Raw genomic sequence first — 20,080 nt, 5'->3', positions numbered from 1 at the left:
AGAAACATTGAGATTCCCAATGGCCCGCTTCTTCCCTGGTAGCGATGTGGGCTGGGCGGTCACTGATCTTCAGAGCATCAGCCATGTACTGGCGTGGCTTCACCTTGGTCCTGGTCCGCGGCCGCCTGCTGAACTTACCCGATCGCAGCAGCCGTGCAGACCCGGCTGGAACGGGGCGGATGCTCAAATGGTAAAGCGCGCGGTAGACCGTTTCATGCGCCAAGTGCCGATGCTTTTCTCCTGGAAACCGTGCCTTCAAGGCCCGGCAGACCTGCTGAGGGCTCCACCGCTTCGACAGGCACTCCACAACGTAACGCCGCAACTCGTCATCGCTGGCAAGCTTGGCCGGCCTTGGCCTCGGCCTTCTCTTCTGTGCCATCTTCTTAGCGCGGAACGGATGATACCGGCGTGAGTCGGGACGATTCCGGACTAACTCCCTGCTGATTGTGGACGGGGACCGCCCCAGATCACGGGCGATGGATTGAAGGCTCGCCCGCACCAGTAAACGGTCGGCGATGAAGATCCGTTCGTCCTCCGATAAATAGCGGCTGGAAACAGCTGCTGCAGGAACCGCCTTACGAGGCCTTGGATCCAGGCCTTGCTGCACCAAGCCCTCCACCCCGTTGCGTCCATGCAGCCAACGGTGGCCGGTGTTCTGGTTGATCCCGAGAATCTTGCATGCTGCCCGGTTGGAGTGCCCTTCTTTCATGAGCTGAACATACAAGGGCCTCTTCTCAACCAAGCCCGGAGGCCCCATTTTCCTCGATCGGCGCGTCGAACTGCGCATGTATCAACACCACTTTCCGTCGGTGTTGCGACGTTTGTGAGAAACCGCCCAGTTTTAAGCTGCGTGGAGGGCTCCACCTGTCCCCAGTAGGCACACCCTATCTAGGGTTAGGGCTTCGTGCCGCGCGTTCTTCCAGTCCTCCACCCCGGGGCGGCAGCGGCTAGGGCGTCCGGGCCACATGGTCAGCCTGCCGGCGTCAGGACAGACCTTTCATGAGCGTTTGCTGAGCTCCTTGCTGATGGCTTTGTACTGTCTGGAGAGCCTACTTGCATCGGAAATTACTCTCTCGTCTTTGCTCTTCGCCAAAAATTCTCAAGACACTCAGGGTTGTACCAGTTTGGGACGAAATCGCCGCACCTTAGTCCCAGCTGGAAGTCTTAGGTGGGTTGGCTAATGTGGGTTGGCTAATGAATAAGTCATCTTCTCGGTCATCTGCCTCATGGGCTATTGCCTCAGGGCGGAGGTTGTCTTCAGCGACGCCCTGGTTCCGGGCTTTGTCTTCGCGGTCGGCCTCTGCGAGCAGCTGAGCTGCTTGCAGGTTTTCGGCCGGGGCTGCCCTGCCAATCCGCCTGTAGGCAGCCTGACAGCGCCCGGTCAGTCTGTCAGGGCCAGGATGAGGCGGCTGCCGTTGGCCTCAAGCCACGCGCGCCGGCGTTCGATCAGGCCACCTGCCCCCTCTGCCCACATCCGTGCCCAGCCGCCGCCGAGGGTGCGGGCCCGGTGCTTCATGCGGCGCTGCGAAAGGACGGCGGCATGCGCGCCGACCTCCGGCAGCCGCCGTCGTTCTTCCTCCGTCCAGCCGTAGGCGTCGGCGAAAACGCGCAGCCGCCGCAACGGATCCAGCGCCTCCCAGCCGGGCCATGAGTCGGCCGGGTCACGCAGCGGCACCCAGTGCATGGCCGTGTTGAAGGAGTCCTTGAATCCTGTGGCGGGGCCGGCGAGGTCAAAGTCGACCAGCCCCACCGCCAGGCCTCCGCGGACCACGACGTTCTGCGGGGTCACATCCAGATGACAGACAAGCCCGTCCTGCTCTTTGTGGTCTTCGGGCAGGGGACACGGCGGAAAGGGGTGGGCGGCAGGGACAAAACCGGCTGAAGCGGTGTGCAGCCGCCGCACCAAACGGGCCACGGAGACCAGCAACTCCTCTGACTGCACCCACTGTTCGGGAACAGCACTGGCGCAGTCACCCGGGACGAATGTCAGGACGTCGCGGCCGGAGGAGTCGCGGCCCAGGAACCGTGGCGAGCCTTCGAAACCGGCATCCTCCAGCCATTCCAGATAGTCAGCAACCGCATAGCTTTGCGGCTGGTGCGGCCGGCGGACCGTTCCCCCCACCCGCAGCACACCTTCGGTGACATCCCCCGCCGGCAGAAGTTCGACGTCGGACGCCTCGCCGGGCGAAGGGACGTACAGGCGCTGTTCAACCGGGAGGCGCCGGGCTGGGGTCATCCAGCCAGCGTACGCCCGGCCGCCTCTGCCCCGCGAGGCAGAGGCCAGTACCCAAGTTGCGCCTTAGTATCCGAGCCGGGCCGCGACCTGCAGGAGCAGTGCCTCAGATCCCATCGGGCCGATCAGCTGGATGCCCATGGGAAGTCCGTCGCCAGCGCTGGAACGTTGGGCCGGGCCTTCACCGTGCCCATTTCTGCCGGGCCCATTGCCGCCGCGCCCGTTGCTGCCGGTCCCTTCCGCCGTGCCGGACATCAAGCCGGACATCGCGCCCGTCCAGTGCACCGGGATGCTGACGGCAGGCAGGCCGCAGACGTTCACCATCGAGGACCACGGGGCGAACTCACACTGTTTCCGGTAATCGCCGTCGGCATCTCCTGCCCATTCCGACACCGGCCAGTGGCCGTCCCCGTGGACCGAACCCGTGAACCAGCCCACCGGCCGGGGTGTCTGGGCGAGCGAGGGCGTCAGGATCAGGTCCCAGGCAGCGTACTGGGTCACGGTGTCCCGCTGGAACTTGCGCAGGAAGGCCAGCGATTCGTTCAGTTTTGCGGCGCTCCGCTGCTGTGCCCGGCGCCGGAAAGTGCGCGTGAGCGGCGTAAGCAACGCCTCACGCTGCGGGGCTATCCGTGCCGCTCCAACGCCGGCGGTCCAGGCGGTCGTGAAGGCATCGGGATAGCGGTTGTCGTAGCGGATGGTGGTTTCGACGACGTCATGCCCTGCCGCCGTCAGCAACCGGACGCCGGCGGCCAGCGCATCCAGCGCTTCGGGCTCCGGGGTGAACGGAAAGATGCCGGACCACGGGCTGTCCAGACTCACGCCGATCCGCAGCCTGGGCGGGGCAGACTTGATGGCTTTGAGGTACCCGGAGGCAGCCGGCCGCACGTTACCCGCACTGCCGTCAGTGCCCTCCGGGGCCAGCGCATCGAGCATGAGTGCCGCGTCTGCGGCGGTGCGTGCCAGTGGTCCGGCGACCACCAGCCCTGCCGGATCGCCGCTGCTTTCCCCCGAAGGAACCAGGCCGCGGCCGGGCTTGAGCCCCAGCAGGCCACAGGCGGCGGCGGGAATCCTGATCGAACCGCCGCCGTCGGACCCCGGCGCGAACGGCAGCAGTTTGGCTGCCACCGCCGCGGCACTGCCGCCGGAGGACCCGCCTGAACTACGGCTCAGTGCGTGCGGATTGCGCGACGGCGGGGCGATGCGGTTTTCGCTGTAGGCAGTCAGCCCGAATTCCGGAACCTGGGTCTTGCCAAGTGAGATGGCGCCGGCACCTCTCAGCGCTGCCGCGAGGGCGCCGTCCACGGGGGCGGGGCGGCGGTCCAGGGCCGCGCTGCCGTGGGTGGTGACCACCCCCGCGACATCGGTCAGATCCTTGAAGGCCAGCGGAACCCCATGAAGCGGGGGAAGCTGCTCGCGCGGAACGCGTGCCTGCGCTTGGTCCCTGGCCGCGGCCTCGGCCAAGGCCATATCCGCGGTGATCGTGATGAACGCCCCAAGCCGGGGATTGGCGTCCTCGATTCTCCGGAGGAAGTGGGCCGCGGCCTCCCTGGCGGAGAGCTCTCCGGAGCGCAGCGCGTCCCTGAGCTGAAGGGCGCAGAGGTCATGGATCTCAGCCAAGGGCGTGCCAGTCCTGGAAAATCAGCTCCGCGAAAAGCGGCAGGGCCGCCCGGTCACGGGACTGCCCGCGGGACTGCTGGTCACGGGACGGTTTACGGGCCGGGATGGTGCTGGCTGGCAAGGCTGCTCTCCTTTGCATGATCCAAGAAGCCTAACGCGCCGTCCGAGGGGCGCGCGCGGCCAGCAGCTGGCGATACGCTGGTGCTAAAGAGCTTGCAGCCAAGGAGAGGCCTCCCATGAGCGATTTCGATACGGTCACTGTCAACGACGTTCCGGCGGACGCCGTCATTCTGGACGTGCGCGAAGACTACGAGTGGGTGGCCGGGCATGCCGAGGGCGCCACACACATCCCGCTGGACCAGCTTCCCGGCCATCTTGACGAGCTGGATCCGGACCAGGACCTCTACGTCATCTGCCGTACAGGCGGACGGTCATTCCGGGCTGCCCAGTGGCTGGTGGGGCAGGGCTATTCTGCCCTGAACGTGGCCGGCGGCATGGACCAGTGGCTTGAGTCCGGTAAACAGCTGGTCTCGGACAACGGCCTCAAGCCTGTGGTCCTCTGACCTGCAGTTCTGACCCGTGCGGCCGCCGCGCGGTCTCCTATATGACGTTGAAGGAATACTGATGCCTGCCGCACGCCCCACCTACACCTTCCTTGGCCCCGAGGGCACTTTCACGGAGGCGGCGCTGATGCAGGTTCCGGATGCGGCAAAAGCCGTCCGAATTCCGTCCTCGAATGTGAACACCGCCCTGGATAAGGTCCGTGACGGCTCAGCTGATGCCGCCATGGTTCCGATCGAGAACTCCGTAGAGGGCGGAGTGACGGCCACCCTCGACGCGATCGCTACCGGCCAGGAACTACGGATCATCCGCGAGGCCCTTGTCCCCATCAGCTTTGTGCTCGTGGCCAGGCCGGGTACGGACATTTCTCAGATCCGGCGGGTCTCCACTCACGGCCACGCGTGGGCGCAGTGCCGGCTGTGGGCGGACGCGAATATTCCTTCCGCTGAATATATTCCGGGTTCGTCCACGGCGGCCGCAGCCCTGGGCCTCCTAGAGGAGGACGCGCACTACGACGCCGCGATTTGCGCCCCCCTCGTCGCTTCGGAACAGCCCGGGCTCCGCGTGCTCGCAGAGAACATCGGCGACAACCCCGGGGCCGTGACCCGCTTTGTCCTCGTCAGCCGTCCCGGGGTTCTTCCTGCCCGGACAGGCGCGGACAAGACCACCGTGGTGGTGCCGCTGCCCGAAGACCGCCCCGGCGCGCTCATGGAGATCCTCGACCAGTTCGCCACCCGCGGCGTGAACCTGAGCCGGATTGAGTCCCGTCCGACCGGACAGTATCTGGGTCACTACTTCTTCAGCATCGATGCCGACGGTCATGTGGCCGATGCGCGGGTGGCCGATGCCCTGGCCGGCCTCCACCGCATCAGCCCGGCCACTCGGTTCCTGGGCTCGTACGCGAGGGCAGACGAGCAGAGCCCGATGGTTGCCCCGCACACGTCCGATGAAGCATTCCGTACTGCGCATGCGTGGGTCCGGGAAATAGTCGCAGCGGAAACTCTGGAGCCGGGAATGACCGTAAATGCTTCGCCCACAGCGTAGACAAATGCCGCTTGCGGTACTTCCCTGCCCCTAGGACTGTGCGTATGCTTGCCTGATCACTAGGAGGGTGGCCCCAACGAAGGGAGCGGGTCATGTCAGAGCACACCAGAGACGATAACGACGGCCAGGGAATGATCGTCAATCCCAAGCCGACTTCTGAAAGCCTGGACTGGGACGGAGACGACGCCGACCGGGCGGACCGCCTGCGCTTCGAAGAGGAACAGGCCATGATCCGCGAACAGTCAGAAGCCCGTGCCGCCGCCAAGGCCGCCGAGGCTGCCAAGCACCCGGGTACTGCCAAGTCGGCCTAGGACCGGCTGCCGCCTGCGTTAATGCCAGGCATTGCCCTGACCCTGATGAGCAACGATCGGGGATCAACCTGAACCGTGACCTTAGTGGCCTCGCCTGACGTGTCGCCATCGAGCTGGGTAGGCATGGGCTCCGGGCACTTGATCACCACTTTCCCGGAGCGGTAGACGCTCATCACGGGCAGGTGCCGTTTGTGCTTGAATAGAATCTTGGTGTACATCGCGAGCCATCCCACGGCGCTCCGCGGACTCATGACCACCACGTCCAGCATGCCGTCGTCGATCATGGCCTGCGGGATCAGGTCGATGCCGCCGGGGACGAGCCCGCAGTTTGCAAAGAGAACACTGCGGATCTTGCGGGCCTGTTCAGGCTGGTCGTCCAGCGAGATGGACACTTTTTTCCTGCGTCCTTGCAGGTGGCGGACTCCTGCCTCGGTATATGCCAGCCAGCCCACGGCGCGCTTCAGCCCGTCGTTTGTGTCGCCCACCACCTCGGCGTCCATGCCAATGCCGGCGATGACCAGGAATGCATGGCTCGAGGAGCGGCCGGTCTGGGAGTTTTCGATACCCATCCGAGCAGTGTCAATGTAGCGCTGATGGCCGAACAATGCGGTCTGGATATTGCCGTGGAGGTCATAGACGTCCAGGTCCACGTTGCGCGCCAGCAGGTTTCCCGTGCCAAGAGGGACCAGGCCCATCGCCACGCCCGTGTGCGCCAGAGACTCAGCCACCACGCGTACGGTCCCGTCGCCGCCGCCCACGAGGACGACGTCGGCTCCGTATTCCAGCGCCGCCCGGGCCTGAGAGTGGCCGGGGTCCTCCAATGTGGTCTCAAAAAAGCGGGGGGCCTCCCAGCCTGCAGTGAGGCAGGCCCGCTGTATCGCGGCGCGGGCCTCGGGAGACTTGGCCTTGATGGGGTTCAGAACCACGGCGACGCGCTGGTGTTCCAGACCGTGCGCGTGGGCATCCTCCCGGACGGCACTCCTCGCGTGCAGCGCCTTGAGGCTGCGCACGCCCCACCAACTGGAGACGGCGAATGCCAGGGCCCCAATGATCAGGACGTAGAGAAGCAAGTCGCTCATGGTGCTTCAACACTATCCCCCGGGAGCCGCGCCGAACGCAGTGATCTGACGCGCAATCCGGGCGGCAATCCGGCGCTGCCCGCCCGGCGGCCGCGTCGGCGCCGGGCACCCCTTCAGATTCGATACTCTTGTGTGGTGATCGACGTAAAAGACCTCAGTGAAAATCCGGACAAGTACCGCGCCAGCCAGCGCGCCCGAGGTGCGGACGAAACCGTGGTGGACGCGATCATCGACGCGGACGCCACGCGACGCTCCGCTCTGATCCGTTATGAGAACCTCCGCGCGGAGCAGAACGTGTTCGGCAAGAAGGTTGCCCAGGCTAAGGGCGAGGAAAAGCAGGCCCTGCTCGCCGAGGTCCGCGAGCTTGCCGGTGCGGTGAAGGCGGCCTCCGCCGAAGCTGACGCCGCACAGACCAAGCAGGAAGAACTGCTACGCAGCATCCCAAACCTCATCGAGGACGGCGTGCCCGAAGGCGGCGAGGACGACTACATTGTGGTCAGGACCGTCGGCACGCCCCGCGAATTCCCCGAGTTCCAGCCGCGGGACCACCTGGAGATCGCTGAGTTGATCGGTGCGATTGACATGGAGCGCGGCGCCAAGGTGTCCGGCTCACGGTTCTATTTCCTCCGCGGCGTCGGCGCCCGGCTGGAAATGGCCCTGCTGCAGATGGCCATGGACCAGGCTATCGAGGCGGGCTTCATTCCCATGATCACCCCCACGTTGGTGCGCCCCGAGACCATGCAGGGGACCGGTTTCGATGTGAAGCACGACGCCGAGATCTACCGTCTCGCCGAAGACGACCTCTATCTTGTGGGAACCTCCGAGGTGCCCCTGGCCGGGTACCACGCAGACGAGATCCTCGATCTCACGGCAGGTCCCATCCGTTTCGCCGGCCAGAGCTCCTGCTACCGTCGGGAGGCCGGATCGCACGGCAAGGACACCCGCGGCATCATCCGCGTGCACCAGTTCAACAAGGTGGAGATGTTTATCTACACCACGGTTGAGGAGGCCGCGGCGGAACACGAGCGTCTGCTTGCCTGGGAAGAGGAGATGCTGGCCAAGTGTGAGATCCCGTACCGCGTGATCGACACCGCCGCCGGTGACCTCGGCATGTCCGCGGCCCGCAAGTTCGACTGCGAAGCGTGGGTCCCGACCCAGGGCGCCTACCGCGAACTGACCTCCACCTCCAACTGCACCACCTTCCAGGCCCGCCGCCTCAACATCCGCGAACGCGTGCTGAACGAGGACGGCGCGCCCAAGGGCACCCGCCCGGTTGCCACCCTGAACGGAACGCTGGCCACCACCCGCTGGATCGTGGCCATCCTGGAACACCACCAGAACCCGGACGGTTCCGTCAACGTGCCCCCGGCGCTGCAGAAGTACCTCGGCGGCCTCCAGGTCCTCCCTGTTTTGTAGGCCTGGGTTTCTGTGGGCCAGACAGGCGGGCCCACGCCAAGAATTTCGCGCCGGGTAAACACTCACACCGTGGACAACCTGTGAGTATTTACCCGGCGTTCACTTTGCCATGTGGCCTTCGTCCTAGCGGGCAAGAGGGCCGTCTGGTCTACTAGGAAGCATGACTCTATTGACTGAATCCTCAGCCGCTGGCATCGAAGACCAGCGAGAAACTCCACAGAAATTCATGATTGCCCTGGACGTCGACGGCACGCTGGTGGACCACGACGGCCACATGTCCTCGCCGGTCCGCGAGGCCGCGCAGGCCGTGGTCGCGGCAGGCCACGAGGTCATGATCGCCACGGGCCGTTCGCTCAACGCCGCCCTTCCCATCATTGAGCAGATCGGGATCGACCGCGGCTACGCCGTCTGCTGCAACGGCGGCGTCACCCTGCGGCTGCATCCCGAACTGACCGACGGCTACGAGATCATCCACAAGGCCACCTTCGATCCCGGGCCCGCGCTCCGCGCCCTCCGCATGCGCCTTCCCACGGCCAAGTACGCGCTGGAGGACGAGGACGGCAACTTCCTGTCCACGGAGCGGTTCCAGGACGCCAGCTTCGGAGTCGAGGCCATTGGTGTCGACTTCCAGACCATGCTCGAAGCCACTGCCGTCCGCGTTGTGGTGTTCAGTACGGAGAACACCCCCGAGGAATTCAACGAGGCCATCCAGCACATCGGCCTCGCCGGCGTCACCTATTCGGTCGGCTGGACTGCCTGGCTGGACATTGCAGCCGCCGGTGTCACCAAGGCCAGCGCGCTCGAGAACCTTCGCGACAACCTCGGCGTGGACGTGGCCAGCACGGTCGCCATCGGCGATGGCCGCAATGACATCGAGATGCTTCTCTGGGCGGGCCGCGGCGTTGCCATGGGCCAGGCGCCGGAGGAAGTGGTTGCCGCCGCGGACGAGGTCACCAAGTCCGTTTACGACGACGGCGCCGCCCACGTTCTGCGCAGCCTCCTCTAGCGCCGGGCCGGCCATTCAAGGCCCAGAGCGCTTAGCGGACCGCTACCGCACATCGAGGATGAGGGACAGCAGCCGGGCGGCGGCGGGCCGGGCGGCATGCTCCTCATTCCACTGCGACCGCGCCACAGCTTTGCTGACGGCCTGCGTCGTGATGCCCAGTTCCGCGGCCACAGCTTTCTGCTGACCACGGACGCCCGGAGTCAGCAGGTCCAGAACGCGCCATTCCGCTTCGCTCCGGTCGCGCACGATGTGGCCCAGGAGCCGCAGGACGGCTTCACCTTCCGCAGCAAGCTCTACCAGCGGTCCCTCGACGGCCACGGGAATCCGTTCCTTGCTGTTGCGGAGCCGGTCCACGGCTCTGCGCGCATAAACCAGCCCGTGCCCGGAAGCGTCCTTGATTTGGTTCGGCAGCGGCTCATTCACGGGCCCCACACCGATACCCACGTACCAACTGCCGCAACGGAGTGCGATCAGGGCCGCATCCACCGCCTGATGCGGGCAGTCCAGAATGCCTTGGACCTCGTCCTCCACGGAGCGGTCGAAGTCCAGGCGCGCCGGGATATGGCGCAGGTCCTTGAGCAGCGTCGGTACCCGGTCGCCGTCGCGCCGGCTGTCTGTTTGGTTGATAGTCAGCGTGAACATCGTGAAAAACACACTACTACCCGTTGGCTGCTGCGAGACAAGTTGGTCTTATCCCCGGTGACGGTCTGCGCCGGAGCGCCTATGGGGGAGACGGCTCCTATGGAACTCAGAAACAACAGCGGCAGGTGCCGTTGCACCTGCCGCTGTTTGGTCTTGATCTGGCGCTTAGGCGTTGACCCGTACGTAGCTGGATCCTGTGAGCCAGGAGGTCGGGTGCACGATTGTTTCGTTGACACCGTTCATGCCGCTGCTGATGGCTTGCCCGCCGCCGATGTAGATGGCGACGTGTCCGGCGCTGATCATCAGGTCACCGGCCTGCGGGGTTGAAACGGGCGTTCCGTACTGGTGGAACTGGGCGGGTGCGAGGTCGCCAACCGACTTGCCGACGGAGCGCAGGGCCTGCTCCACGAGAATGGTGCAGTCCTGGGTGGCCCCCAGTTGTGCCCGGGCAGACGCCACGAGGGCGGCGCCGACTCCACTGGCCGGAGCGGGAGATGCCTTCGGGGTAACGGAGGCGGAAGCGTGGTAGATGCCCATACCGGCCGGCTTGGGTGCTGCCGGGACGGTCTGGGGTGCGGGCTGCGGAGGAGTCTGGGGGGCCGCGGCAGCCTGTCCGGGACCGGGAATCAGGATCTGGTCACCTGGATAAATCACCGAGGACAGGGACAGGCCGTTCGCAGACAGGACTGTGTTCAGGTCAACGCCGTGGCGTGCCGCTATCGCACCGAGGGTGTCACCGGGTACAACGGTGTGGGACACGGCGGCGACGCCGGGCACGGCAGGTGCAGGTGCCGGTGCCTGCACCGCGGGTGCCTGGACGGCGGGTGCCTGCGCCTGAATGCTGGCGCTGCCAGAGCCCTCCGGGGCGTAAGCCCCGGCGTGTGCGGGTGCTCCGACACCGAAGACCAAGCCCGATACGGCGGCAGCGGCGGCGGCTGGCTTTACCAGGGATGATGCGTTGGACTTCAAGGAATGCGACAGTCCCTGCAGAGCGATGGACTGTGTCGGGGTTGCGCGGTGGCGCGCCGAAATGGACTTACGTGACATGGTTTTTTACCTCTCCCATGCCTGCGGGGTGAGCTGTCGGGTTCGGGTGGGAGGTCACCCGGTCCATCCCCCGTCGCTGGACGGAGCGCCTGGACTTAACCCCAAGGCCTCTAAGGGAGGCCGGTAAAAAGGTGGTTCCCCCGTCCCTGCCATCGGAAATTGCGAACGGATCCCGGTGCAGCGGCAGGGCTCGGCATTCTGCCCGGGAATGCCCCGACTAAAACCAGGGCACGCGTCGAGGCTACCCCACAAGACCGGCCAAAGTCACATTTCGGTAACGTCGGTTGCTATGTACTCGGCTGTTTTGTCCGTTAAACACCGACGGCGGCGGGTGCGGTTCGCGAGGAACCGAACCCACCGCCGTCTTGGGTACTAGTGCGCTGCGGGCACGTAACGCTTGATGGAAGCCTCAAGCTCCGCCTCGGCTGCGGCACGGTCGGCCCAGCCCTCGGCCTTGACCCACTTGCCGGGCTCGAGGTCCTTGTAGCGGGTGAAGAAGTGCTCGATTTCCTTGATCAGGAATTCGCTGACGTCGCTGACTTCCTGGATGTGGTCGAACCGGGGGTCGGCCGGCACGCACAGCACCTTGGCGTCGCCGCCGCCGTCGTCGGTCATGTTGAAAACGCCGATGGGGCGGGCTTCAACGATGACGCCCGGGTGCAGATCAAAGTCCTGCAGGAGCACCAGTGCGTCCAGCGGGTCGCCGTCTTCGCCGAGGGTATTTTCGAAGAAGCCGTAGTGGGTGGGGTACTGCATGGAGGTGAAGAGGACGCGGTCCAGGCGGACTCGGCCGGTCTCGTGGTCGACTTCGTACTTGACGCGCGATCCCTTGGGGATCTCGATGGTCACGTCATGCTTCATGGAATTGCTCCTCGACGATTGCTGGGGTGTTCGCGGCATGCTGAAAGGACAGTCATTGCCGCCGACTACTATTGAGGATATAGCGAGAGTCCCAGGTTTCAGGAACTAATGGGGTAACTTCGGAACTTTGAGGACCAACAGCATGAGGGGCACCACCGGCACGGCCAGCGGCCGTTCAAGGCTCAGCGCCGGAATCCACGCACTGTTCAATCTACCGTTCAGTGCACTGATCAGGGCTTGGCCAATGATGCTGCTCACGGTGCTGCTTACCGTCGTCGCGCTTCCTGCCGGAATAATGATTGCGCCGGCCTTGACCGGCCCGGATGACTCCGTAGCCCCTGCCGCCGTCCCGACCTGGCAGCTTGTGCCGGAACAGCTGTCCGTCCCGCAGGCCGCCGGACCCCTCAGCAATTCCGCGCCCGTTCCGGTGCCTGCTGCGGTGGCGGCCAAGCTGGATCCTGTACTCAGGACCGACGGCGGCGGCACCTTCACAGGAGTCGTCCAGGACGCGGTCACCGGCAAGGTGCTGTTCGACCGGGGCGGTTCGGCCAGCAGGATCCCGGCTTCGAACATGAAGCTGCTCACCGCAGTGGCGGCACTGCGGGCCATCGGGCCGGAGACGCGTTTCAGCACCAAGGCCGTGGCAGGTCCGGGAGCGGGCAAGACCAGGGCCGTCGTGCTCGTCGGCGGAGGGGACGTCCTCCTGGGGGCGAGCGAATCGATTGAAGACAAGGTGCTTGGCCACGCCGGGCTCGCCACGCTGGCGAGGCTGACCGTGGCGTCGCTGCGCAAGGACGGACTTACCGGTCCGGTGCAGGTGCTGGTCGACGACGCCCTGTTCACCGGCCCTTCCCTCAACCCGGCCTGGAGCCCGGACGACGTCGCAGCAGGGGAGATGGCGCCGCTCTTCCCCCTCGCGCTGAACTCGGCACGGTTCGATCCCGCACTGACCACCGGACCCCGTCCGCAGGATTCGGCCCTCACGGCGGGTGAGGCGTTCGCAGCCCAGCTCAAAGCGGTCGGTGCGGCCGCGGGACTGAATGTGCTGGCCGGCGTCGGACGTTCTGAAGGAAAGCCGGCAGCGGACGCAGCGGTACTGGGGGAGGTGCAGTCAGCGACGGTCAGCCAGCAGGTGGACCTCATGCTCCAGACTTCGGACAACTACCTCGCTGAGACCCTGGGCCGCATGGCTGCCGCTGCCGTCGGACAGCCAGCAAGCAACGAAGGGGCCAAGGCTGCCGTACTGAAGCAGCTCACGGATCTCGGGATCCCCACTGACGGCATGGCTGTCGCTGACGTTTCCGGGCTGGCGCTGGCCAATCAGGTCTCCGCCCGCCAGTTCGCGGAAGTGGTCCGGGCCATCACCTCCGGCAAGGACACGAGGCTGCGGGCCGCGCTGGCAGGCTTCCCGGTGGCCGGCCTTACGGGGACCCTGGACGACAGATATATCGATGAATCCACCGAGGAAGGTGCCGGGCTAGTCCGGGCCAAAACGGGAACCCTGAACGCCGTCATCGCTTTGAGCGGGTATGTCGTGGACGCCGACGGGCGGCTTCTCGTGTTTTCCTTCATCGGCAACGGACTGACTCCGGGTGCAGCCGGCAACAAGCCGGCACTGGACGCGTCGGCAACGGTGCTCGCAGCCTGCGGCTGCCGCTGAGCGCCTATGGCCGCTGCCCGCCGCTGACGTTGGCTGACGTGGCCCGCTGTTCGCCGGTCAGCGAACTTAAGGCGCGCAGCCCGGAGCGTGTGGTCTGATGGTGCGTATGGAGTCAACAGCAGGCCCGGCATCGGCCGCAGGCCAGACCTCAGCCCAGTCCCTGATCAACTGGGAGCTGGCCGCATCCGCCGCCGCCCGGCTGGCTCCCCCCGGCCCTTCCTTGAACGCGCGCGAGATCGGGGACGCCGTCGACCAGCTCCGCGCAGCAGCCGATGCGTCCGTTCCGCACGTGCACCACATTACCCGGCTGGAAGCCGCCCGCGATCTTCGGGACTCCTCCGTACTCGTGGTTGACCGCGCCTCCTGGTCAAGGGCAAATACGCAGAGCTTCGCCGTCATGCTGAAGCCCGCCATCGAGCGGATGATGGCAAACCGCAAGGGAACCATCAGCCCCGGCGCGGCCAGCGTCAGCGGGGCCATCACGGGCAGCCAGCTCGGCGCCGTCCTGGCATTCCTGTCGAGCAAAGTCCTGGGCCAGTACGATCCCTTCGCCGCGCTCGCCGAAGGTTCCACGGCACCGTCCGGCGGCCGCCTGCTTCTCGTCGCTCCGAACATCATCTCCGTGGAACGCGAGCTCAACGTGACGCCGGCGGACTTCCGGCTCTGGGTCTGCCTGCACGAACAGACACACCGGGTGCAGTTCGCCGCGGCGCCGTGGCTGCGGCACCACATGCTGAACGAGATCGACAACCTCAGCAGCCACCTCCTCGGCAACGTCGACTCCCTGATGGAGCGGGCCTCCGCAGCAGCCCGCTCCCTGAAGGACCGCACCGCATCAGGCTCCACCCCCAGCCGCGGCGCCATCCTGGACCTGCTTCAAAGCCCTGAGGAGAAGGCGGCACTGTCCCACCTCACCGCCGTGATGAGCCTGCTCGAGGGGCATGCCAACGTGGTGATGGACGCCGTCGACGCGAGCATCGTTCCGTCCGTGAAGACCATCCGGCAGCGCTTCAACGACCGTGGCCAGGACCGGGGCGTCATCGAGAAGTTCATCCGCAGCCTCCTCGGACTGGATGCCAAGATGCGCCAGTACACCGACGGGGCAAAGTTCGTCCGCGCCGTGGTGGAAGTTGTCGGGATGGACGGCTTCAACCGGGTCTGGGACTCCGCCGGGAACCTCCCCACCGAGCCGGAAATCCACGACGCCAAAATCTGGCTCAACAGGATGGGGCTCTAGTTTCCGTGCAGGGTGTTTCCAGCGGCTCTCCAGAGGCCGCGCCCGCTTCCGCGGGCTCTGCTGCCGCGGGAGCCTCTGCTTCGGCTACTTCTGCGGGGGTGCCTTCCTCTGGGGGAGTGCCTTCCTCTGGGGGAGTGCCTTCCTCTGGGGGAGTGCCGGGCCGCAGCGGACGACGCCGACCTGGCCGGCTCGCGCCAGTTATCGGCACTGCGCGGAAAATGGTGCAGGACGCCCTGGCCCAGGCGGGCTATCCGGACCGGGTCCTGGTGGCCTGCAGCGGCGGACCGGATTCGCTGGCCCTTGCTGCCGTGGCGGCCTATTTCGCCCGCCGGGGTCACGTGGACGGCCATGCGGTGGCCGTGGGGGCCGTGGTGGTGGACCACCAGCTGCAGCCCGGATCCGCGGAGGTCGCCGCCCGCACTGCAGAAACCCTGGCAGAACTCGGCCTTAATCCAGTTCTTGTCCGAGCAGTCGATGTGGCCTCCAGCGGCGTCGGCCCCGAAGCGGCGGCCAGGGATGCGCGCCATGCCGCCCTTGAAGCTGCGGCGGCAGAGTGGGACGCGGCCGCGATCCTCCTGGGACACACGATGGACGACCAGGCGGAGCAGGTCCTGCTGGGGCTCGCCCGCGGCTCGGGGACCAGGTCGCTGGCCGGGATGAGGCCTGTGCGCGGGAAACTGCTGCGGCCCTTCCTTGGCCTGCGCAGGGCGGACACGCTGGAAATCTGCCGCGCCGAAGAACTCGATCCCTGGCACGATCCCAGCAACGCCGATCCGACCTTCGCGCGGTCGCGGACCCGGGTGGAAGTCATGCCCATGCTCGAGGAAAAGCTCGGCCCGGGCGTGGCGGAATCCCTGGCCCGGACCGCCGCGATCCTTCAGCTGGACGCTGACTATCTGGAAGAGGCGGCCAACAACACCTTCGCCCAACTCGCAGAGCGCACGGGGACGGATATCAGTCTTCCGGAAGCGGCCCTCAACGAACTGGCGCCGGCCATCAGGTTCCGGGTGATCGCGAAGGCGGCGGCCGACGTCGGCGGTCAACAGCCCAGTTACCAGCGGCTCCTCGCCGCGGAAGCACTGCTGCGGCGGAAGGGTTCAGCCGGACCGGTGGAGCTGGCGGGAGGAGTGAGCGTCTACCGGCTTTCGCTGGCACAGCTGCTGGACGAACCCGGCGGCGAGGCCGAGCGTGGGGGGTCCGGGGTTCCCCGTGGGAGCGCCCGCTGTGGGAAGCTAGTATTCCGGCTTCAAAAACCGACCCGTTTCTAGTCGCACCCGCATCTACACACCCGCATCTACACAGGAGCATTTGGTGGATTCATTCGACGTCCAGGCAGACCTCAAGCACGTCCTCTACACCAAGGAACAGATCCAGCAGCGCATCACTGAACTCGCGGCGCAGATCGACAAGGACTACGAAGGGCGCGAACTCCTCATCGTCGGCGTGCTGAAGGGCGCCGTCATGGTCATGGCCGACCTCGCGCGGGCACTCCACAGCCACGTCTCCATGGACTGGATGGCCGTTTCCTCCTACGGCTCCGGCACGCAGTCCTCCGGCGTGGTGCGCATCCTCAAGGACCTCGACACCGACCTCATGGGCAAAGACGTGCTCATCGTCGAGGACATCATCGATTCGGGCCTCACCCTCTCCTGGCTGAAGACCAACCTTGAATCCCGCGGCACCGCCTCCGTGGAAGTCTGCACGGCTTTCCGCAAGCCGACTGCCGCCAAGGTGCAGATCGACGTCAAGTACGTCGGCTACGACATCCCCAACGAGTTCGTGGTGGGCTACGGCCTGGACTACGCCGAGAAGTACCGCAACCTGGACTTCGTGGGCACCCTGGCGCCGCACGTTTACGAGTAAGCCCCCTTTGGCTTTGGCGGGCGGCGCGCATTCTGCACCGCTTTGGGCCACCACGCCGCCGCCGGACCTTGGAATCATGGGTCCGACGGCGGCGTGACCTGGTTAAAGGGGTGCAAAAAGGCTGCGGACGGGCTGGTTTGGTCTGCGGGCTGGTTTGGTCTGCCGGCGGAGTGCCAACAGGCGGGGAAGTCAGTGCTGCTGGCGGGGAGTCCGCGGCGGAGTGGCCAGGGCCAGCCGTATCTGCGCGAGCATCTCCTCGGGCCGGTGAACCACGTCCTCGTAGAGGTACCTGAGGACGCGGTAGCCGGAGGCCGCGCCCACGTTGTTCCGCCTGATGTCCTTCTTAAACTGGGGTTTGTTGAGGTGGAATCCCACGCCGTCTATCTCCACGATCAGGCAGCCGTTGATCAGGAAGTCCACATAGCCGACTCCCTCGACATGGACCTGGGTCCGGACGCTGAAGCCGTGCCTTCGGAAGAGCACGCGGGCCACTGTCTCCAGCAGCGAATCCGAGCCGCGTTCCATGAGGTCAAGAACAGCCCTGGCAGGGCCATTTCGGGCACCCGGCAGCAGGCTTCGCAGGAAGTCGGGATCGGTCTCGCCGCGGTTGTAGGCGCACTCCACCATCACCAGGGCCTCGAGTTCAGGAAGGCATTGGAGCGCATGGACGAGCACGTCCTTCAACGGCAGTACGGGAGGAAGCAGGGCGGAGGTGTCGCCGCTGAACCGGTGCGGCGGAATCCCGGCAGGAAGCCGTCTGTGGCACGCGGCCAGATGCGGGCGGTCCGGTGCCCGGAGCGCCCAGAGTGAGTAGTAGCTGGCAGCGGAGACACAGGTGATCGCCGCGTTCAACTGGTAGGCCCGAACAAAGTCCGGATTGGCTTCCGGCAGGCGGTATACCCCGTGCCGGTGCCTGACAAGGAGGCCGGAGTCCACCGCGCGGCCGATCTGGCTCCGGGTGAAGCCGGCTCTTTTGAGGTGCGCCAGCCTGGTGACGCCGCCCTGCCGGGTGAGGAAGTCCACTGGCTGCATGAAGCCCAGCCTGCTCCGCCGGGCGGAACTGCGGCAGCCCGGCGGCAGACTATGTGGACAACCCGGGCCATTCGCGGCTGTGGAGGGGGAGTGGAGGCCGCTTTGCCCGGCATTTCTGCACCGCATTGGCAGCCCACGGAGCAGCCGGGCCCAGCAATTCCGCGGCTTCGAGGTCCCGCGGCGCCGTGAAATGGTGCAGAAATGCAGGCAGGCAGCGCCCGCATGCGGCATCCGGGCCTCTCGGCATATCGTTTTCGCTACGCCTACAGGGAACTTTTCGTCTACACCGTGCGTGAATTACTCCGGCGGTGTATAGCTAGAAGCTGACGCAGCACCACACGCGCGCAGACCACGCGCTGTGCAGCACTACCAGGAGGGACGGGGCCAGCCCCGAACAGATGAAAGCTAAGAGTTTCTTCAAGGGCCCAGGCATCTGGATCATCGTTGTTGTCGGCATGCTCCTGCTGGCCTTTGCGACGTTGGCCCCGGGCGGTGCGACACGGATCGACACCCAGCCTGGCCTCGAATTGCTTGCCGAGAGCGGCAAGGTAGAACAGGCAAAGATCTTCGACGGCGAGAACCGCGTGGACCTGGTCCTGAAGGACAACCTGGTCATCGACGGGCAGGACAAGGGCAAGAACGTGCAGTTCTTCTTTGTCAACGACCGCGGCCCGGATGTGGTCAAGGCTGTCACCGATTCCAACCCCTCCAAGGGCTACACGGACCAGCCTGTGGAGAGCAACTGGCTGTCCGGACTGTTCTCCCTGCTGATCCCGGTGCTGCTGCTCGGTGTCCTGTTCTGGTTCCTCCTGTCCCGGATGCAGGGCGGCGGATCCAAGGTCATGCAGTTCGGCAAGTCCAAGGCCAAGATGGTCAGCAAGGACATGCCGCAGGTGACGTTCGCGGACGTCGCCGGTGCCGATGAAGCCGTCGAGGAGCTCCAGGAGATCAAGGAATTCCTTGCAGAGCCGTCCAAGTTCCAGGCCGTGGGCGCCAAGATCCCCAAGGGCGTGCTGCTGTACGGCCCCCCGGGCACCGGCAAGACCCTCTTGGCCCGCGCCGTCGCAGGCGAGGCCGGCGTGCCGTTCTTCTCCATCTCCGGCTCGGATTTCGTCGAAATGTTCGTCGGTGTGGGTGCTTCCCGCGTCCGTGACCTCTTCGAGCAGGCCAAGGCCAACTCGCCCGCCATCATCTTCGTTGACGAGATCGACGCCGTCGGCCGCCACCGCGGTGCCGGCATCGGCGGCGGCAACGACGAACGGGAGCAGACACTCAACCAGCTGCTCGTTGAAATGGACGGCTTCGACGTCAAGACCAACGTCATCCTGATTGCCGCCACCAACCGGCCCGACGTCCTGGACCCGGCATTGCTCCGCCCCGGCCGTTTCGACCGGCAGGTCTCGGTTGAAGCCCCGGACCTCGTGGGCCGCGACCAGATCCTGCAAGTGCACGCCAAGGGCAAGCCGATCGCACAAGGCGTGGACCTCAAGGCCGTCGCCAAGAAGACCCCGGGCTACACCGGCGCGGACCTGGCCAATGTGCTGAATGAGGCCGCCCTGCTGACCGCCCGTTCCAACGCCAACCTGATCGATGACCGCGCCCTGGACGAGGCCATTGACCGCGTCATGGCGGGCCCGCAGAAGCGCAGCCGCGTCATGAAGGAGCACGAGCGCAAGATCACGGCCTACCACGAAGGCGGCCACGCCCTCGTTGCCGCGGCGCTGCGCAACTCGGCACCGGTCACCAAGATCACCATCCTTCCCCGCGGCCGCGCCCTCGGTTACACCATGGTGGTCCCGGAGAACGACAAGTACTCCGTTACCCGCAACGAGCTGCTGGACCAGATGGCCTACGCCATGGGCGGCCGCGTCGCCGAGGAGATCGTCTTCCACGATCCTTCCACCGGCGCCTCGAACGACATCGAGAAGGCCACGTCCACTGCCCGCCAGATGGTCACGCAGTACGGCATGAGCGAACGCGTCGGCGCGGTGCGCCTCGGACAGGGCGGCGGCGAGCCGTTCCTCGGCCGCGACGCCAGCCACGAGCGCAACTACTCCGACCAGATCGCCTACATCGTGGATGAGGAAGTCCGCCGCCTGATCGACCAGGCGCATGACGAGGCCTACGCCATCCTCACAGAAAACCGGGACGTCCTGGACCGGCTGGCGCTGGAACTGCTGGAACGCGAAACCCTGAACCAGGCCGAGATCGCCGACGTCTTCCGCGACATCCGCAAGCGCGACTTCCGCGAGGTGTGGCTGTCCAAGGAGACCCGTCCCGTCCAGAAGGCTGGTCCGGTGGAGTCCCGCCAGGAGCGGGCCGAACGTGAAGCCCAGGAGGAGGCCAAGGAGGCCCGTCTCGAGGAACCCCTGGACGCGCTGCCGCCTCACCCGCAGGGTGTTCCTGAGGATGCCACCTTTCAGGGCGAGGTAACGGAAGCGGGCCCAGACGGCCACCACGGCTAAGCTCTT

Annotated in this window: 19 protein-coding genes and 1 riboswitch; of the genes, 10 read left to right on the top strand and 9 right to left on the bottom strand. The window is 65.9% G+C overall.

Annotation, left to right across the window (positions count from 1 at the left end):
- The 4 genes from J7E80_RS09100 to J7E80_RS24245 all read right to left on the bottom strand — a co-directional run.
- A partial coding sequence (locus J7E80_RS09100) for an IS30 family transposase (RefSeq protein WP_215051152.1) occupies nucleotides 1-709 on the bottom strand: 709 nt, incomplete at its 3' end.
- Nucleotides 710-1,381: 672 nt separating this feature from the next.
- Nucleotides 1,382-2,236 (bottom strand): aminoglycoside phosphotransferase family protein, encoded by an 855-nt coding sequence (locus J7E80_RS09095; RefSeq protein WP_215051151.1) that lies wholly within the window; start codon nucleotides 2,234-2,236, stop codon nucleotides 1,382-1,384.
- 63 nt (nucleotides 2,237-2,299) lie between these two features.
- Nucleotides 2,300-3,850 carry an amidase gene (locus J7E80_RS09090; RefSeq protein ID WP_215051150.1) on the bottom strand — a complete coding sequence of 517 codons (1,551 nt, stop codon included), beginning with the start codon at nucleotides 3,848-3,850 and terminating at the stop codon, nucleotides 2,300-2,302.
- Complete coding sequence (locus J7E80_RS24245; protein WP_285291836.1) at nucleotides 3,843-3,971, bottom strand: hypothetical protein; 129 nt, start codon at nucleotides 3,969-3,971, stop codon at nucleotides 3,843-3,845. The genes J7E80_RS09090 and J7E80_RS24245 overlap by 8 nt, the downstream gene beginning before the upstream one ends.
- A 115-nt stretch (nucleotides 3,972-4,086) precedes the next feature.
- On the opposite strand from J7E80_RS24245, the gene J7E80_RS09085 reads away from it, so the two are divergent.
- The 3 genes from J7E80_RS09085 to J7E80_RS09075 all read left to right on the top strand — a co-directional run bounded on the left by J7E80_RS09085 (nucleotide 4,087) and on the right by J7E80_RS09075 (nucleotide 5,766).
- Nucleotides 4,087-4,413, top strand: coding sequence for a rhodanese-like domain-containing protein (locus tag J7E80_RS09085; protein ID WP_215051149.1), 327 nt, complete (start codon nucleotides 4,087-4,089; stop codon nucleotides 4,411-4,413).
- A gap of 61 nt (nucleotides 4,414-4,474) precedes the next feature.
- Nucleotides 4,475-5,455: a prephenate dehydratase gene (gene pheA, locus J7E80_RS09080; protein WP_215051148.1), complete on the top strand. Its 981-nt coding sequence runs from the start codon at nucleotides 4,475-4,477 to the stop codon at nucleotides 5,453-5,455.
- Nucleotides 5,456-5,547: 92 nt separating this feature from the next.
- A complete protein-coding gene (locus J7E80_RS09075) occupies nucleotides 5,548-5,766 on the top strand; it encodes a hypothetical protein (RefSeq protein WP_215051147.1) in 219 nt (72 codons plus the stop codon).
- On the opposite strand, the gene J7E80_RS09070 is transcribed toward J7E80_RS09075, so the two are convergent.
- Entirely contained in the window at nucleotides 5,763-6,845 is a 1,083-nt protein-coding gene (locus tag J7E80_RS09070) for a diacylglycerol kinase family protein (RefSeq protein ID WP_215051146.1), read from the bottom strand. The genes J7E80_RS09075 and J7E80_RS09070 overlap by 4 nt on opposite strands.
- 135 nt (nucleotides 6,846-6,980) lie before the next feature.
- Here J7E80_RS09070 and serS point away from each other — a divergent pair, with 135 nt between their 5' ends.
- Both serS and J7E80_RS09060 read left to right on the top strand, forming a co-directional pair.
- Nucleotides 6,981-8,261: a serine--tRNA ligase gene (serS, locus tag J7E80_RS09065; protein ID WP_215051145.1), complete on the top strand. Its 1,281-nt coding sequence runs from the start codon at nucleotides 6,981-6,983 to the stop codon at nucleotides 8,259-8,261.
- Between the two features lie 160 nt (nucleotides 8,262-8,421).
- Nucleotides 8,422-9,267: an HAD family hydrolase gene (locus tag J7E80_RS09060; protein ID WP_215051144.1), complete on the top strand. Its 846-nt coding sequence runs from the start codon at nucleotides 8,422-8,424 to the stop codon at nucleotides 9,265-9,267.
- 42 nt (nucleotides 9,268-9,309) lie between these two features.
- Here the strand turns inward: J7E80_RS09060 and J7E80_RS09055 are convergent, their stop codons facing one another.
- The 3 genes from J7E80_RS09055 to J7E80_RS09045 form a co-directional block, all read right to left on the bottom strand.
- Nucleotides 9,310-9,909 carry a hypothetical protein gene (locus tag J7E80_RS09055; protein WP_215051143.1) on the bottom strand — a complete coding sequence of 200 codons (600 nt, stop codon included), beginning with the start codon at nucleotides 9,907-9,909 and terminating at the stop codon, nucleotides 9,310-9,312.
- Between the two features lie 165 nt (nucleotides 9,910-10,074).
- A complete protein-coding gene (locus tag J7E80_RS09050; RefSeq protein ID WP_215051142.1) occupies nucleotides 10,075-10,956 on the bottom strand; it encodes a LysM peptidoglycan-binding domain-containing protein in 882 nt (293 codons plus the stop codon).
- 3 nt (nucleotides 10,957-10,959) lie between these two features.
- A riboswitch (cyclic di-AMP (ydaO/yuaA leader) is annotated at nucleotides 10,960-11,124 on the bottom strand.
- A gap of 204 nt (nucleotides 11,125-11,328) precedes the next feature.
- Nucleotides 11,329-11,817 carry an inorganic diphosphatase gene (locus J7E80_RS09045; protein WP_214968320.1) on the bottom strand — a complete coding sequence of 163 codons (489 nt, stop codon included), beginning with the start codon at nucleotides 11,815-11,817 and terminating at the stop codon, nucleotides 11,329-11,331.
- A gap of 142 nt (nucleotides 11,818-11,959) precedes the next feature.
- Here J7E80_RS09045 and dacB point away from each other — a divergent pair, with 142 nt between their 5' ends.
- From dacB to hpt, 4 genes are all read left to right on the top strand, one after another.
- A complete protein-coding gene (dacB, locus tag J7E80_RS09040) occupies nucleotides 11,960-13,477 on the top strand; it encodes a D-alanyl-D-alanine carboxypeptidase/D-alanyl-D-alanine-endopeptidase (RefSeq protein ID WP_215051141.1) in 1,518 nt (505 codons plus the stop codon).
- Nucleotides 13,478-13,583: 106 nt separating this feature from the next.
- Nucleotides 13,584-14,714: a zinc-dependent metalloprotease gene (locus J7E80_RS09035; RefSeq protein WP_215051140.1), complete on the top strand. Its 1,131-nt coding sequence runs from the start codon at nucleotides 13,584-13,586 to the stop codon at nucleotides 14,712-14,714.
- 218 nt (nucleotides 14,715-14,932) lie between these two features.
- Nucleotides 14,933-15,982 (top strand): tRNA lysidine(34) synthetase TilS, encoded by a 1,050-nt coding sequence (gene tilS, locus J7E80_RS09030; RefSeq protein WP_215051139.1) that lies wholly within the window; start codon nucleotides 14,933-14,935, stop codon nucleotides 15,980-15,982.
- A 43-nt stretch (nucleotides 15,983-16,025) separates the two neighbouring features.
- Nucleotides 16,026-16,577 (top strand): hypoxanthine phosphoribosyltransferase, encoded by a 552-nt coding sequence (gene hpt / locus J7E80_RS09025; protein ID WP_215051138.1) that lies wholly within the window; start codon nucleotides 16,026-16,028, stop codon nucleotides 16,575-16,577.
- Nucleotides 16,578-16,766: 189 nt separating this feature from the next.
- Here hpt and J7E80_RS09020 read toward each other — a convergent pair whose 3' ends face one another.
- Nucleotides 16,767-17,609 (bottom strand): type IV toxin-antitoxin system AbiEi family antitoxin domain-containing protein, encoded by an 843-nt coding sequence (locus J7E80_RS09020; protein ID WP_215051137.1) that lies wholly within the window; start codon nucleotides 17,607-17,609, stop codon nucleotides 16,767-16,769.
- A gap of 398 nt (nucleotides 17,610-18,007) precedes the next feature.
- Between J7E80_RS09020 and ftsH the strand changes: the two genes are divergently transcribed.
- A complete protein-coding gene (gene ftsH, locus J7E80_RS09015; protein WP_215051136.1) occupies nucleotides 18,008-20,074 on the top strand; it encodes an ATP-dependent zinc metalloprotease FtsH in 2,067 nt (688 codons plus the stop codon).
- Nucleotides 20,075-20,080: the final 6 nt, after the last annotated feature.

It is taken from the genome of Arthrobacter sp. ISL-28 (genome assembly GCF_018613875.1).
Classification (GTDB): Bacteria; Actinomycetota; Actinomycetes; order Actinomycetales; family Micrococcaceae; genus Arthrobacter.
The sequence above is the reverse complement of the archived record's forward strand: the minus strand, read 5'-3'. Positions and strand labels throughout refer to the sequence as shown.

Excerpts from the sequence above, each read along its gene's own strand:
- J7E80_RS09050 (WP_215051142.1), bottom strand. The coding sequence starts at position 10,956 with ATGTCACGTAAGTCCATTTCGGCGCGCCACCGCGCAACCCCGACACAG.
- J7E80_RS09075 (WP_215051147.1), top strand. The coding sequence starts at position 5,548 with ATGTCAGAGCACACCAGAGACGATAACGACGGCCAGGGAATGATCGTC.
- J7E80_RS09045 (WP_214968320.1), bottom strand. The coding sequence starts at position 11,817 with ATGAAGCATGACGTGACCATCGAGATCCCCAAGGGATCGCGCGTCAAG.
- J7E80_RS09095 (WP_215051151.1), bottom strand. The coding sequence starts at position 2,236 with ATGACCCCAGCCCGGCGCCTCCCGGTTGAACAGCGCCTGTACGTCCCT.
- J7E80_RS09055 (WP_215051143.1), bottom strand. The coding sequence starts at position 9,909 with ATGTTCACGCTGACTATCAACCAAACAGACAGCCGGCGCGACGGCGAC.
- J7E80_RS09085 (WP_215051149.1), top strand. The coding sequence starts at position 4,087 with ATGAGCGATTTCGATACGGTCACTGTCAACGACGTTCCGGCGGACGCC.
- pheA (WP_215051148.1), top strand. The coding sequence starts at position 4,475 with ATGCCTGCCGCACGCCCCACCTACACCTTCCTTGGCCCCGAGGGCACT.
- dacB (WP_215051141.1), top strand. The coding sequence starts at position 11,960 with ATGAGGGGCACCACCGGCACGGCCAGCGGCCGTTCAAGGCTCAGCGCC.
- J7E80_RS09020 (WP_215051137.1), bottom strand. The coding sequence starts at position 17,609 with ATGCAGCCAGTGGACTTCCTCACCCGGCAGGGCGGCGTCACCAGGCTG.
- tilS (WP_215051139.1), top strand. The coding sequence starts at position 14,933 with ATGGTGCAGGACGCCCTGGCCCAGGCGGGCTATCCGGACCGGGTCCTG.
- J7E80_RS09060 (WP_215051144.1), top strand. The coding sequence starts at position 8,422 with ATGACTCTATTGACTGAATCCTCAGCCGCTGGCATCGAAGACCAGCGA.
- ftsH (WP_215051136.1), top strand. The coding sequence starts at position 18,008 with ATGAAAGCTAAGAGTTTCTTCAAGGGCCCAGGCATCTGGATCATCGTT.
- J7E80_RS09035 (WP_215051140.1), top strand. The coding sequence starts at position 13,584 with ATGGAGTCAACAGCAGGCCCGGCATCGGCCGCAGGCCAGACCTCAGCC.
- J7E80_RS09070 (WP_215051146.1), bottom strand. The coding sequence starts at position 6,845 with ATGAGCGACTTGCTTCTCTACGTCCTGATCATTGGGGCCCTGGCATTC.